The sequence below is a fragment of the Pseudomonas sp. I8001 genome (genome assembly GCF_013385345.1).
Lineage (GTDB): Bacteria > Pseudomonadota > Gammaproteobacteria > Pseudomonadales > Pseudomonadaceae > Aquipseudomonas.
In genome coordinates this window covers 25,519-37,579 of the sequence record NZ_JACAQC010000030.1, presented here as the reverse complement: position 1 = coordinate 37,579, position 12,061 = coordinate 25,519, and the positions used below count along the sequence as shown (strand labels likewise).

Here is a 12,061-nt window from a genome sequence, read left to right as displayed (position 1 = left end):
GTCGACAAGATGTAGCCATCTAGCTACAAATGGAACTATGATCAACAAGAAAAAAATATACGAGATCCACCAAACACCCGAGTTCGAGAGCTGGCTTAAACGTATGAAGGACACTCAGGGAAAAGCGGCAATTCTGACCCGACTGGATCGTGCCGGAGCGGGCAACTTTGGTGATTGCGAATCGGTTGGCGATGGGATGAGCGAAATGCGTGTTTTTGTTGGCCCGGGCTATAGAATTTACTATGTGCGCTCGGGAATCGCAGAGTACTTGATGCTCAGCGGGAGCGATAAAACGGATCAAAAACGGGGCATACAAAAAGCTAAAGCAATACTCGCTGGCCTGAGAGGTAAATGATATGAGCGATAAATTCAATCCCGAGGAGATGCCAATCCTCAGCCTCGACACGACGGGTACGACTCATTACGAAGCCTCGCGCTTTCTCGATAGCCCGGAAGCAATGGCGGCCTATTTGGCTGAAAGTCTGAAAACCGGTGATACCGAGGGCCTTATTCATGCGTTGGCCGAGGTCGCAAAAGCCAAAGGCGTAAATAAGGTCGCCAAGGATGCGGGGGTCAATCGTGAAAGCCTTTATAAGGTGCTGAAAGCCGGCTCGAAAACGCGATTTGAGACCATAAGGAAGCTGATGACCGCAATCGGTGTCGAACTCACCGTACAACCGGTAACAGCGCTGGCTGTCACTTCAAAACCCGTTGATCCAAGGGCTGGCAAGCCCGTTTCAGCCGCCAAGCCTGCAGCGAAGACGCGCTCGTGATCATCACTGTGTGTTTTGTTGTGGCCGTGTTGCTGGTGCCGTTGATGCGCATTGAGTCGCCGTCAGACAGTGAGGTACTGGATCACCTCGCCCATCGCGTCAATATCGGGAGCATCGCTCACTGCTGCTTCCGAGTTGCACCATGGGTAACTCAGACCTGACACCCACTTCATGACGCTCCCCAAATCCGCAGCGGGCAGCGTCTTCATATGCTCGATAGTGATGGTGAGCTTTTCAACAAGCCCCGACTCAACACTGAACTGCCACTCATACACCCCACACCCAACCCGGGCTTCGCCGGAGTTTTTGTCGGACATCCCCACCAGCCATTTGCACTGATAGGTTTTGGCCCCCGCTTCGGGTGGCTGCCCCAGGCAAAACGTATAGACGTTTTCAAAGGTCTGCCCGAACCGCCTCACCAGCACATCGCCGATGCCGCCCACCCCTTCGACGTGGGGCGGAAACGAGATGGACCCGGTGCGCACCACCATGTCCAGGATTGCCTCGGGAACAAACGCCCGGCTGAGCAAATGCGGGCGGTTGCCGTCCTTGGCGAGTATGTAGTGCTGAATCGCGAGTTGAGCAGTGTTCATGGTTTTTCCGTCGATTCCCTATCAGGTAATGCTTAGGCCTTCTGGATCAGCTCTCAGAGGTAACAACAGGCTCATCACCGGACTCGGCAGCCAGCTTCAATCGGTCTGCTTTGCTGATGTATTTATCCTTTTTGGCCGGTGCCAATTTGGCGCTGGCCTTTTTGGCCTTGGCCTTGAACAGCTGCTGTAGTTTTTTTTGACGATTCATGTTTTCTATCCGGTGTGTAATCAGTGCTTGCCGGCGTGATTATCCATCTTTCATGCCTTTATCGAAGCAGATTTAATTCACGGCACTCCACAGCGCCACCGCGGTCTGTCCCTATACGCCTCTATTCTCGCCCAGCGGAGCCACCATGATCATCGTCCACCACCTCAACAACTCCCGTTCGCAACGCATCCTGTGGCTGCTCGAAGAACTCGGCCTGCCCTACGAGCTCAAGCGCTACCAGCGCGACCCGAAAACCAACCTCGCGCCCCCTGAACTCAAGGCGATCAATGCCCTGGGCAAATCACCGGTGATTCAAGACGGTCCCCACGTGGTGATCGAGTCCGGCGCCATCATCGACTACCTGATTCGCCGCCATGGTAACGGCCGCCTGCAACCGGATCCGGCCACTGCAACCTATGACGAATACGTGCAATGGCTGCACTTCGCCGAAGGTTCGGCCATGCTGCCACTGATGCTCAACCTGTACGTCGGGCGCCTGGGTGACGCGGGTGCGCCGTTGCATCCGCGTATCGAATCCGAGGTGGCGAACTACCTGGGTTATCTGGACAACGCACTGGGGCTCACACCGTACCTGGTGGGTGACGAATTGACCGGCGCGGATATCCAGATGAGCTTCATCGGCGAAATCGCCCGGGCCCAGGGCAAGCTGCAGGCCTACCCGAATGTGGCGGCGTGGGTGCAACGCTTTCAGGAACGGCCGGCGTATCGCAAGGCGCTGGAACAGGGTGGCGCATACGCGTTCGCGAAGTAAAAGGCCAGGCGGTTCCGGCGGGTGTTCATCTGTATTGCGTTAATCCCCGGGATGAGGATTACTGTAGGACGCATCCGGCATTGAGATAACACAGCATGTTCGAACTCGCCCCCATCCTGACGTATGTCGCCGTGGTCATCGGCCTTTTCCTGATTCCCGGCCCAGCCGTGCTGCTGGTGATCACCCGCACCCTCCAGGGTGGGCGCAAGGTCGGGATTGCCACCGGGCTGGGGGTGGCCTCGGGCGACCTGATCCATACGCTGTGCGCGGCGCTGGGCCTGTCGGCCATCCTGATGACCTCGGCCGTGGCGTTTAACATGGTCAAAATCGTCGGCGCCTGTTACCTGATCTACCTGGGCATACGTGCGTTTATGGCCAAGCCTGGCGCCACCACGCGCAAAGACCTGCCCACCGTGACCTCGACCCAGGCGTATTTCCAGGCGGTGGGTGCCGAAGTGCTGAACCCGAAAACCGCGATTTTCTTCCTGGCCTTCCTGCCGCAATTCATTCACCCGGAATCCGGTTCTTCCCTGGCGCAGTTCGCGGTGCTGGGGTTGATCTTCTCGGGGCTCAGTGCGGTGTACACCACGCTGATTTCGGTGGCGATTCGTCCGTTGAGCCAATGGATGGTGGGCCTTTCAAGGCTGCGCCGTTGGGAGGGGAAGATCATTGGGACGTTGTTCATGGGATTGGGGCTGAAGATTGCTTTCCAGCAGCGTTAATCGGTTGCAAACCGCTGCCTTTTAACCCGGTACATCTCACCATCCGCGTGGCTGAGCAGGCTGTCGGCATCTGCTCCATCCGCCGGGTAAAACGCTACGCCGATACTGCAGGACGGCATCTTGACCGCGCCAAACTCAGCGCTCAGGGGCTGGGTCATCACCGCAACTATCTGCTGCACTTTGGCCGACACGGCTTCCGGTGACTGAATATCCGTCAGCAGCACGGTGAATTCATCCCCGCCCATCCGGGCCACCAGGTCGCTCTCACGCACACACCCTTCCAACCGTCGTGCAATCACGCAAAGCACGCGGTCGCCCACGGCATGCCCGTGCACATCATTGATGGCCTTGAAGTCATTCACGTCCAGAAACAGCAAGGCCAGAGGACTTTTGTGGTGGTGGGCGGCTTGCAGGGCCTCGTCCAACCGGTCATTGAACAGCGAGCGATTGGTGAGGGCCGTCAACGGGTCGTGATGGGCGAGGAAACGCAGCTCTTCCTCCGCCTGCGTCAGGGCGGTTACGTCCCGCGCAACACCGATCCGCGCCCCCACTTCCTCGGACCAGAAGGCCGCCCACAGAATGTGCACCACGCTGCCATCCTTGCGGATGTAGCGGTTGCGGAAGTCGACGTGGGGTTTGCCATTCATGACCCGCACAATCGACGCCCGGGTGCGGGCCAGGTCTTCAGGGTGCATGTAGTGGGTGATCAGGGTGCCGGTCAGTTCCTCGGCGCGGTACCCCAGCAGCGCTTCGCAGGCATCACTCACAAACACGATCTGGTTTTCACTGTCGACCACGAACACCGTATCCAGCATCAAGTGGATCAGTTTGGGATAGAGGGCTTGCAGGTCAACGGGCATAGGTCTGGGGAGCGTCTGGTTCGGATTGGGCGATCATAGCCCGATCCCGAAGGATGGCGAAAAGGAATCATAGCGGCCCGCAGAATAGCCCCCCGCAATGTTGCTGCGCCAACTGCGTCGCCACCAGCAAGCTGCGCCACCCTTCAAGGTCGTAGGAGAGCGCCCGCCAGAGCAGCCACGGCCAATAGTCGCAGAGGTGGAACACGCACCAGATCATTCGACACTCGGTTTTTATAATGAACGAATGATTGCTATGCTGAACACCCAGCGACAAAGCGTCAACCCATTTATGGATGATTTGAAGAACAAATGACCGACATAACGAACAATCTCAATCCAAGCCGAATCGACCTGCTGGCCCTGTCGATCAAGCGCGAACGCCAGGCCGCCGGGCTTTCATTGACTGAACTGGCAAAACGCGCAGGCGTGGCGAAGTCGACCTTGTCCCAGCTGGAGTCCGGCATCGGCAACCCCAGCATCGAGACCCTGTGGTCGTTGGCCACGGCGATGGGCTTGCAGGTGACCCGGTTCTTCGAACAACCCCAGCAACACCTGCGGGTAATTCGCGCCAACGAGGGCCTGACCACCTATACCGAAACCGGCCACTACGCGGCCACACTGCTTGCGGATTGCCCGGCGGGCGTGCGTCGCGATATCTACCGGCTAAAGGTACAGCCGGGCGAAGCGCGCCTGTCTCAGCCCCACCCTGCCGGCACCATCGAGCACGTGCTGCTGTGCAGCGGCAGCGCGAATATCGGCCCGGCCGGTGCGCCTGTGCTGCTGCACGCCGGCGACTACATCAGCTACCTGGCGAATGCGCCCCATGTGTTCGAAGCACTTGCGGCGGATACCACGGCGGTGATGGTGATCGAACATCCCTAAGCCGCGGGGATGTGCCCTCAGGCATGGATAGGCAGGGCCAACCCGAACAGCACAAAAAACCCGCCGCAGACTTTATTGAATCGGCGCCCGGTTCGCGCCAGCCAGGGCCGTACCCGGTGCGCGGCGCTGGCCACCAGGTACTCGACGATGAACTCCACCACGGCGTAGGTCAGGGCGATGGTGAGTGTCTGCGCAACGATGCTCCGGTGCGGGTCCAGGAACGGTGGAATAAACGCGGTGAACAGCAGCAAGGCCTTGGGGTTTGAGATCGCCGATACCAGCCCCTGGCGGAACAGCGGCCAGCTCCGCGAGCTGGTAGTGCCGGTCGCCTCAAGGCTGACCGGTGCCGCCCGCCACAGCCCGAAGCCCAGCCAGATCAGGTACAGCCCACCCGCCACCTTCAAGGCCGTGAACAAACTGGCCGATGCCTGGATCAGCGCACCCAACCCCAACGCACACAGCGCCAGCACAATCGCAAAACCGAGCACGCCGCCGCTGATGGTGAACAGCGTTTTGCGGCTGCCGTGAAGCGCACCGTGGGTCAGCGCCAATAACGCATTGGGCCCTGGCACCACCGAGATGCCGAAGCAGGTAACCAGGTAAAGCAACCAGGTATCAAAGGGCATGGATCCGATCCAGAAGGTGTTGGTTCAAGGCAGAATGTTGCGGGTGAACAAGCGCCCATGAAAAGCGCATAATTCAGGCCTTAGCCATTCGATTAACGAATAGAGGTCAGCGCGATGCCCGCCAGCGATTTGCAACTCGATTGGCTCAAATGCTTTGTGGCCGTGGTGGATGCCGGCTCGTTGTCTGGCGCCGCCCACGAGGTCAACCGCTCGCAGTCCGCCGTCAGCATGCAGATGAAGAAACTCGAAGCCGCCCTTGGACGACAGCTCTTGAGTCGCGGCCCAAGGCACCTGCAACTGACTGCCGATGGCCAGACGCTGCTGAGCTACGCCCGGCGCATGCTCGCCCTGCACGCTGAAACCCAGGCGGCATTTCACGGTGAAGAGCTGACCGGGCGCATCCGCCTTGGCGTTGCCGAAGACTACGCGGCCCGGTACCTCACGCCGCTGCTCAAGCGCTATTCGCCGCGCTACGCCGGTGTGGAAATCGAACTGACCTGTGAACAGTCGACCACGCTGATCCCACAGTTGCGCAGCGGCGATCTTGACCTGGCGCTGGTGTCTCGGGACTCACCCCAAAGCGGCACCTTCCTGTTCAAGGAGCCCATGGTATGGGTAGGTTCACCGCAGTTCGAACTGTGGCGGCGCGACCCGATCCCCATCGCCGTCTACGAAAGCGCAAGCCTCGCCCGGCGGTATGCGGTGAACGCACTCACCCAGCAAGGCCGCGAGTTCAAGGTGGTGTACAACAGCTCCAGCCTTGCCGGCCAGGTGGCCGCCGTCGAGGGCGGGCTCGCGATTGCCGCGATCACCCAATGCACCGTGCAGGATTCGCTTCAGGTACTCGGTGACGAGCACGGTTTGGGCAGCATTGAGCCCATGGAGGTTTCGATTCTGCGTAGCCGGGCGTCCCGCGGGTCCAAGGTGGTCAATAGCCTGCATGCGTTCATCATCCGAACGCTGAGGGCTCAGCCTTAGTGGGCAGAGCGTTTCGGCACAATCATCGAGCGCTTCGGCGCAGTGCCGTGCCTACGCGCTGTTTAGGATCAAGGCTCAAACCACGCCTGGACACCACCGCGATGAAACTCAAAGCACTTGCCCCCGCGATCACCCTGATCATGGCCGCCAGCGGACACGCCGCCAGCTTCTCACTCAACAGCCCGGACATTGCCGACCAACGCCCGCTGACGCACCTGCAGGAATTCAACGGCTTCGGCTGCAGCGGCGGCAACACCTCCCCTGCCCTGTCCTGGGCCAACGCCCCGGCGGGCACCAAAAGCTTTGCCATCACCGTCTACGATCCCGACGCCCCGACCGGCAGCGGCTGGTGGCACTGGACGGTGGTGAACCTGCCCCCCTCCGTCACCCAACTGCCGAGTAACGTGGGCACCCACCTGCCGGCCGGGGCAGTGCAAGGCCGCACGGACTACGGCCAACCCGGCTTCGGCGGCGCCTGCCCGCCCGTGGGTGATAAACCGCATCGCTATCAATTCACCGTGTGGGCGTTGAAAGTCGCCACCCTGCCGATCGACAATCAATCCAGCGGCGCCCTGGTCGGCTACATGCTCAATGCCAACAGCCTGGCCAAGGCCACAATCACGGCCCCTTACGGACGCTAGTCACGATGGATGTTCACGAAGGTCTGCGGCACCGGGAAAGCATCATCGAAAGCTGCGTGATCAGGGCCCGGCAACACCATACCCTGCAACGCGTGCCGATCTTCATGAGCGCCCTGTGCCGCGTGCGCCAGGGGCAAAAACTGATGCAGTGGGATGAGCGCGAAATGCGCGCTGGCCCACAGCACCTGATTCTACTGCCGGCAGGCCGCGAGCTTGGGGTGACCAACTTTCCCGGTGCCCAGGGTGACTACATCGCCGACGTGGTGTCGTTTCCGGTGCCGGTGTTGCGTAACTTCGTTGCCCGGTATGGCGCGCAGTTCAAGGGCAGCATGCATGCCGACCTGTGCGTACGCCTGGACAAACAGACCCGACAAGCCTGGGACCAATTGCTGACCGCACTGAGCACCGGCGCCCCGTCGGCCCTGTGCACCCACTATGGCGAGGCCGTGTTGCTCTGCCTGTGCCTGGCCGGCCAGGCGGGACCGTTGCTGATGGATCGCAACGACCCCTTGAGTGAACGCGTGCAGCGGTTGATCGGCAGCAACCTGTCCAGGGACTGGACCGTTGCCACGGTCGCGCAGCAGTTGAATCTGGGGGAATCGACGTTGCGTCGGCAGCTGGCCAATGAGGATGCGAGCTTCAGGGCCATCCTGGAAAATGTTCGGCTGGGGGCGGCGTTGCAACAGCTGCAAACCTCCAGGGATTCCATCGGGGAGATTTCCAGTGCGTGCGGGTATGCGTCGGCGTCGCGGTTTGCGGTGAGGTTTAAGTCGCATTACGGGCTTTCGCCGCGCTCGTTGCGGGCGGCGATGTGAGGTACACACTACCTGAGTAGCCCGCAGCCTGTGGCGAGGGAGCTTGCTCCCGCTGGACTGCGCAGCAGGCCCATTTTTTGGGGCCGCTGCGCGGCCCAGCGGGAGCAAGCTCCCTCGCCACAGGTACTTCGCGGTTATTGAAGCGCTTTGGCAACCGCATCAAAGGCAAACATATCGTCGATCACCTTGCCACCCGTGGGTTTGGTCTGCGCCTGCCACACCACAATCACCACATTCCTGGTCGGATTGATGTAGAGGTACTGACCAAACGTACCGGCCGCCGTAAAGGCTTTATCCGCTTTGGAGGCGTCGGTCCAACCTGGCCACCACATGGACGCAAAGTCACCGTACGCCGCATCTGAACCCGTAGTCGCGCTGGCAAAACTCAACCAGTCTTTAGGCAACACTTGCTGCCCTCCCGCCTTGCCGCCGCTGAGCACGAACTGCCCAAAACGCCCGTAATCCTCAAGCGTCGCGCTGATACCGCTGCCGCCCACTTCATTGCCATTGAGGCCGTCGAGCCACCACTTGGCATCGGTTTGCATGCCGTAAGGCGCCCAGATCTTCTCGCTCAGGTATTGCGTCAGTGGCTTGCCCACCGCAGCGCTCACCAGTTGCCCCAACACTTGAGTTTCACCGGTGCTGTAGTTGGTGCGAGTGCCAGGCGGCGCGGCGGTGGGCAGGCTGGCCATGAACTTGAGGAGCGACCCGGGCACTTGTTCACTACGCAGTTTGATCAAGTGGCGCTCGTCCGAGGTAGGGTCCGTGTATTGCTCGTTCCACTTGATCCCGGAGCGCATGGAGAGGATCTGGCGCACGGTGACCTGGTCGTAACCGCTACCGGCCAACGCGGGTAAATAACGGGTGACCTTGTCATCCAGGCTCTTGATGGCGCCGTCCTGCAGCGCCGCGCCCACTAGCGTCGAGGTGATGGACTTGGCCACCGACATCGACATCCACCGGGTGTCGGCGGTGTTGCCTTTTTCATAACGCTCATCGACGATCTTGCCGTCCTTGAGCACCAACAGCCCGGTTACCCGGTTGATCGCCACGTAGTCATCGAGGCTGTAATGCTTGCCTTTGTAGTCAAAGGCAACCGGCCCAAGTGGCTGGCTGCTACGGGGTAACGGGAACGGATGGCCGCCCGCCTTGATCGTGCGCGTCGGGAACAACCGGTCGGTATTACGGAAGGTAGTGACCGCCAAGTCCTCGCTGAGCCTGCCGTCATAGATGGCTTGCACATCGCCAATCGGTTCCTGTGCATGGGGATAAGGCTTCGCGGGATCCGGCGTGGCCGCGCAGGCGGTTAACGACAGCGCAAGTGTCGACGCACACACCAACACATGAAGCGCGCTGCGTTCAACCGGGGATGAAGGGCGATGAAGCACGGGCATAAGCACCTCTTTATTATTGTTTGATCGGCCTTGAAACGCTTCGGCACGTCAGCAAAACCGACATGCCGAGGCTCAGGATGCAGCGGGGGATTTTTTCTGGCGCGCGGGATCGGGCCGGATTACGCGCGGAGTCGGGCCATGGGCAATCGCGAGGGTCTACACGGAAGAGAACGCTCTACGCAGGCAGTCTTATCAACGAGACTGATGATTACTATCGAACCAGTCGCCTATTGGCTTACCAAAACCCATTCCTATAATCGCCTCCACTTTCTCCCTCCCGTCTGCCCGCAGGCGAAATCTCCTCCCGGAACCCAACACCATGCCAAGCGCAAGCCGGGCCCCTAGCGGCCTCCCCGAACATAATCAACAAACCGTCCTGCAGCAGTGGCTGGCGATTCTCTCGGTGGCCGTGGGCGCCTTCGCCCTGGTCACCAGCGAGTTCCTGCCGGTAGGCGTACTCAACGACGTCGCCGCCGACCTCGGCATCAGCGCCGGCCAAGCCGGGCTGATGGTCACCCTGCCCGGCATCATGGCCGCCCTCGCCGCCCCGTTGCTGTCGGTGGGCATTGGCGCCATGGACCGTCGCTACCTGCTGATCGGCCTGACCCTGATCATGATCATCGCCAACATGGTGGTGGCCTACGCCAGCGACTTCAGCCTGCTGCTGTTCGGCCGCGTACTGCTGGGCATCAGCATCGGCGGCTTCTGGGCCACCGCCATCGCCCTCAGCGGCCGCCTGGCGCCCAAGGGCGTGGGCGTCGCGAAAGCCACCTCGATCATCATGATGGGCGTGACCCTGGCCACCGTGCTCGGCGTACCCGTCGGCACCTGGCTGAGCGGCCTGATGGGCTGGCGCATGACCTTCCTCGTCACCGCACTGGTGGGCATCCCGGTATTGCTTGCGCAGATGTTCCTGCTGCCCCGCCTCGAACCGGAAAAAGCCATTCGCATCGCCGACCTGCCGGCCCTGTTCATCAACCCACAAGCACGGGTTGGCTTGATCGCCGTATTGCTGATCGGCCTGGCCCACTTTGCCGCGTACACCTACGTCGCGCCGTTCTTCAAAAACAGCTCCGGCTTCGACGGCCCGACCATTGGCTCCCTGCTGCTGCTCTACGGCGTGGCCGGCGTAATGGGCAACGTCTTCGCCGGCTTTGCCGCCAACCGCAGCGTGCGCCACACCTTGCTGCTGGTCGCGCTGATGATCGGCACCAGCACCGCCCTGTTCCCCTACTTCGCCACCGGCATGAGCGGCGCCGTGATGCTGATCGCACTGTGGGGCTTCGCCTTTGGCGCCTTCCCGGCCTGCGCGAGCATCTGGATGTTTGTGGTTGCGCCCAAGGATGTGGAGCGTGGCATGCCGCTGTTCGTCGCGTTGTTTCAGGTGATCATTGCCGTGGGCTCGTTCTTTGGCGGGCAGATCGTCGACAAGATGGGGACGTCGGTGCTGTTGAGTTTGGCGACCGCGTTGGTGGGTGCCGGGTTTGTGACGGTGCTGGTGTTGGGGCGCAAGGTGAGTAATAGCCTGGCGGCCCAGCCTGCTTAATCGAGGAAAGCGGGACTGATTGAATTCAGTCCCGTGGCTTGAGGCAGTGAGCACGGCACCTTGCTCCATTGCCTACAGTTGCGTCAGAATCCGCCGGCTTGTGCACCTGGGTTGGCGTCTCTAAGGTTGCTCGGTCGCTGAAAACTCAGTGATCGGGTTTAGTAGCCCTAGATTATCCAAGCAATGTGCATGAGCTTCATCAATCAGACGTCTCTGTCTGTGCTTGATGGTGGCTGTGCGCAGGGCGCCTTCGGGCGCGCCGGTCTTTGTTTGGATTCCCGGTCTACTAACCTGTGCACAGCTGCCACCCTAATCGTTTAGTAGCGAGAAGGTGGTGGCCCACATAGAGAATCCAAACAATGTTCAAGGTAACGCCGAATCCTCCGGGAACTCCCGATTTGAAACTCAACCAAGCCGCGCACCGTGCCTTGGATCACTATCTCAATCCCTCCTCCGCCAAAACCGCCCCGCCGTCGGGTGCGTTGTTCAGTGTGGCTGCTGATGCCAGCAGCGAAAGTTTGATCATCAATAGCTATGAAACCTTTGCCTCGGTCAGCGCGTTGCTGCTTGATCTGTCGGAAGATCTGAGCGGGAAAGACCGTGATGTGGCGTTGGCTATTCACCAGCTTAGTGAGTTGGGGGTGCTGTTGATGGGGAAGCTGATGGATCGGGAGGTGCCGTGTAGCTGAAATCAGACGTAGTCCAATAGCACTTACCGTTCAGTGCACACAATCGATTAGCCGCTGGGGCGTCGTAGGCATCTACAGCACCTCAGCGACGGCACACGTGCCAGGGCCTTGCTTTTCTCCGGCTATGCTGAATGTCGGCTTTCGGCCAGAAGCGGCCGGTGGTAACGGACAAAAATGGCAAGAAGCTGTCATCGTAAAACAATTACGGACTGATTAGTCATCAGAGTCCGTGGACACAGGGCGCCAGTTATTACCTGGCCCAGTAGGTACGGGACGCCAATGATTGCCAGGGCCCGTTGAGAGGCCGCCACCGGGACCAGTAGAAAGTCCGCCGCCAGGCCCTGTTGAGAGACCACCACCAGGTCCTGTTGAGAGGTCACCACCTGGCCCTGTAGAGAGGCCTCCACCTGGGCCAGTCGAGTGACCTCCACCAGGTCCTGTTGAGAGGCCACCACCTGGCCCTGTAGAGAGGCCTCCACCTGGGCCAGTCGAGAGACCACCACCGGGTCCTGTTGAGCAAGGACCACCGGGGCCCGTATAGCCTATACAACCAGCAAAAACA

The 12,061-nt window shown here is 60.3% G+C and carries 16 protein-coding genes; 10 read left to right on the top strand and 6 right to left on the bottom strand.

Annotation, left to right across the window (positions count from 1 at the left end; translation table 11 throughout):
- Positions 1-37: 37 nt before the first annotated feature.
- Positions 38-355: a type II toxin-antitoxin system RelE/ParE family toxin gene (locus tag HX839_RS20080; protein WP_008434722.1), complete on the top strand. Its 318-nt coding sequence runs from the start codon at positions 38-40 to the stop codon at positions 353-355.
- 1 nt (position 356) lies between these two features.
- Positions 357-773 (top strand): addiction module antidote protein, encoded by a 417-nt coding sequence (locus HX839_RS20075; protein ID WP_008434724.1) that lies wholly within the window; start codon positions 357-359, stop codon positions 771-773.
- A 62-nt stretch (positions 774-835) separates the two neighbouring features.
- On the opposite strand, the gene HX839_RS20070 is transcribed toward HX839_RS20075, so the two are convergent.
- Positions 836-1,366 (bottom strand): hypothetical protein, encoded by a 531-nt coding sequence (locus tag HX839_RS20070; RefSeq protein WP_102605919.1) that lies wholly within the window; start codon positions 1,364-1,366, stop codon positions 836-838.
- 46 nt (positions 1,367-1,412) lie between these two features.
- Positions 1,413-1,574 (bottom strand): DUF2986 domain-containing protein, encoded by a 162-nt coding sequence (locus tag HX839_RS20065; RefSeq protein ID WP_008434728.1) that lies wholly within the window; start codon positions 1,572-1,574, stop codon positions 1,413-1,415.
- Between the two features lie 145 nt (positions 1,575-1,719).
- Here HX839_RS20065 and HX839_RS20060 point away from each other — a divergent pair, with 145 nt between their 5' ends.
- Both HX839_RS20060 and HX839_RS20055 read left to right on the top strand, forming a co-directional pair.
- On the top strand, positions 1,720-2,346 hold the full coding sequence (locus HX839_RS20060) for a glutathione S-transferase family protein (protein ID WP_102368774.1): 627 nt from the start codon (positions 1,720-1,722) through the stop codon (positions 2,344-2,346).
- Between the two features lie 95 nt (positions 2,347-2,441).
- Positions 2,442-3,068 carry a LysE family translocator gene (locus tag HX839_RS20055; RefSeq protein ID WP_177067594.1) on the top strand — a complete coding sequence of 209 codons (627 nt, stop codon included), beginning with the start codon at positions 2,442-2,444 and terminating at the stop codon, positions 3,066-3,068.
- Here the strand turns inward: HX839_RS20055 and HX839_RS20050 are convergent.
- Positions 3,065-3,928: a sensor domain-containing diguanylate cyclase gene (locus HX839_RS20050; RefSeq protein ID WP_008434731.1), complete on the bottom strand. Its 864-nt coding sequence runs from the start codon at positions 3,926-3,928 to the stop codon at positions 3,065-3,067. The two genes, HX839_RS20055 and HX839_RS20050, sit on opposite strands and share 4 nt — an antisense overlap.
- 309 nt (positions 3,929-4,237) lie before the next feature.
- Here HX839_RS20050 and HX839_RS20045 point away from each other — a divergent pair, with 309 nt between their 5' ends.
- The gene (locus tag HX839_RS20045; RefSeq protein WP_177067593.1) at positions 4,238-4,810 is read left to right on the top strand and encodes a helix-turn-helix domain-containing protein; all 573 of its coding nucleotides are present in this window, start codon (positions 4,238-4,240) and stop codon (positions 4,808-4,810) included.
- Between the two features lie 17 nt (positions 4,811-4,827).
- Here the strand turns inward: HX839_RS20045 and HX839_RS20040 are convergent, their stop codons facing one another.
- Positions 4,828-5,436 carry a LysE family translocator gene (locus HX839_RS20040; RefSeq protein ID WP_003215589.1) on the bottom strand — a complete coding sequence of 203 codons (609 nt, stop codon included), beginning with the start codon at positions 5,434-5,436 and terminating at the stop codon, positions 4,828-4,830.
- Between the two features lie 114 nt (positions 5,437-5,550).
- Between HX839_RS20040 and HX839_RS20035 the strand changes: the two genes are divergently transcribed.
- The 3 genes from HX839_RS20035 to HX839_RS20025 all read left to right on the top strand — a co-directional run bounded on the left by HX839_RS20035 (position 5,551) and on the right by HX839_RS20025 (position 7,870).
- A complete protein-coding gene (locus HX839_RS20035; RefSeq protein ID WP_177067592.1) occupies positions 5,551-6,414 on the top strand; it encodes a LysR family transcriptional regulator in 864 nt (287 codons plus the stop codon).
- Between the two features lie 101 nt (positions 6,415-6,515).
- Positions 6,516-7,055, top strand: coding sequence for a YbhB/YbcL family Raf kinase inhibitor-like protein (locus HX839_RS20030; protein WP_177067591.1), 540 nt, complete (start codon positions 6,516-6,518; stop codon positions 7,053-7,055).
- A 5-nt stretch (positions 7,056-7,060) separates the two neighbouring features.
- Positions 7,061-7,870 carry an AraC family transcriptional regulator gene (locus HX839_RS20025; protein ID WP_134326305.1) on the top strand — a complete coding sequence of 270 codons (810 nt, stop codon included), beginning with the start codon at positions 7,061-7,063 and terminating at the stop codon, positions 7,868-7,870.
- 134 nt (positions 7,871-8,004) lie between these two features.
- Here the strand turns inward: HX839_RS20025 and HX839_RS20020 are convergent, their stop codons facing one another.
- Entirely contained in the window at positions 8,005-9,264 is a 1,260-nt protein-coding gene (locus HX839_RS20020; protein WP_177067590.1) for a serine hydrolase, read from the bottom strand.
- Between the two features lie 319 nt (positions 9,265-9,583).
- Between HX839_RS20020 and HX839_RS20015 the strand changes: the two genes are divergently transcribed.
- Positions 9,584-10,810, top strand: coding sequence for an MFS transporter (locus tag HX839_RS20015; RefSeq protein WP_177067589.1), 1,227 nt, complete (start codon positions 9,584-9,586; stop codon positions 10,808-10,810).
- Between the two features lie 359 nt (positions 10,811-11,169).
- Complete coding sequence (locus tag HX839_RS20010) at positions 11,170-11,499, top strand: DUF6124 family protein (RefSeq protein ID WP_177067588.1); 330 nt, start codon at positions 11,170-11,172, stop codon at positions 11,497-11,499.
- A gap of 188 nt (positions 11,500-11,687) precedes the next feature.
- On the opposite strand, the gene HX839_RS20005 is transcribed toward HX839_RS20010, so the two are convergent.
- The gene (locus HX839_RS20005; protein ID WP_177067587.1) at positions 11,688-11,999 is read right to left on the bottom strand and encodes a hypothetical protein; all 312 of its coding nucleotides are present in this window, start codon (positions 11,997-11,999) and stop codon (positions 11,688-11,690) included.
- Positions 12,000-12,061 lie beyond the last annotated feature (62 nt).

Bases quoted from the DNA above. Each gene is read 5' to 3' on its own strand.
- HX839_RS20055 (WP_177067594.1), top strand. From the start codon at position 2,442: ATGTTCGAACTCGCCCCCATCCTGACGTATGTCGCCGTGGTCATCGGC.
- HX839_RS20045 (WP_177067593.1), top strand. From the start codon at position 4,238: ATGACCGACATAACGAACAATCTCAATCCAAGCCGAATCGACCTGCTG.
- HX839_RS20070 (WP_102605919.1), bottom strand. From the start codon at position 1,366: ATGAACACTGCTCAACTCGCGATTCAGCACTACATACTCGCCAAGGAC.
- HX839_RS20050 (WP_008434731.1), bottom strand. From the start codon at position 3,928: ATGCCCGTTGACCTGCAAGCCCTCTATCCCAAACTGATCCACTTGATG.
- HX839_RS20035 (WP_177067592.1), top strand. From the start codon at position 5,551: ATGCCCGCCAGCGATTTGCAACTCGATTGGCTCAAATGCTTTGTGGCC.
- HX839_RS20065 (WP_008434728.1), bottom strand. From the start codon at position 1,574: ATGAATCGTCAAAAAAAACTACAGCAGCTGTTCAAGGCCAAGGCCAAA.
- HX839_RS20025 (WP_134326305.1), top strand. From the start codon at position 7,061: ATGGATGTTCACGAAGGTCTGCGGCACCGGGAAAGCATCATCGAAAGC.
- HX839_RS20030 (WP_177067591.1), top strand. From the start codon at position 6,516: ATGAAACTCAAAGCACTTGCCCCCGCGATCACCCTGATCATGGCCGCC.
- HX839_RS20015 (WP_177067589.1), top strand. From the start codon at position 9,584: ATGCCAAGCGCAAGCCGGGCCCCTAGCGGCCTCCCCGAACATAATCAA.
- HX839_RS20020 (WP_177067590.1), bottom strand. From the start codon at position 9,264: ATGCCCGTGCTTCATCGCCCTTCATCCCCGGTTGAACGCAGCGCGCTT.
- HX839_RS20080 (WP_008434722.1), top strand. From the start codon at position 38: ATGATCAACAAGAAAAAAATATACGAGATCCACCAAACACCCGAGTTC.
- HX839_RS20075 (WP_008434724.1), top strand. From the start codon at position 357: ATGAGCGATAAATTCAATCCCGAGGAGATGCCAATCCTCAGCCTCGAC.
- HX839_RS20040 (WP_003215589.1), bottom strand. From the start codon at position 5,436: ATGCCCTTTGATACCTGGTTGCTTTACCTGGTTACCTGCTTCGGCATC.
- HX839_RS20060 (WP_102368774.1), top strand. From the start codon at position 1,720: ATGATCATCGTCCACCACCTCAACAACTCCCGTTCGCAACGCATCCTG.
- HX839_RS20010 (WP_177067588.1), top strand. From the start codon at position 11,170: ATGTTCAAGGTAACGCCGAATCCTCCGGGAACTCCCGATTTGAAACTC.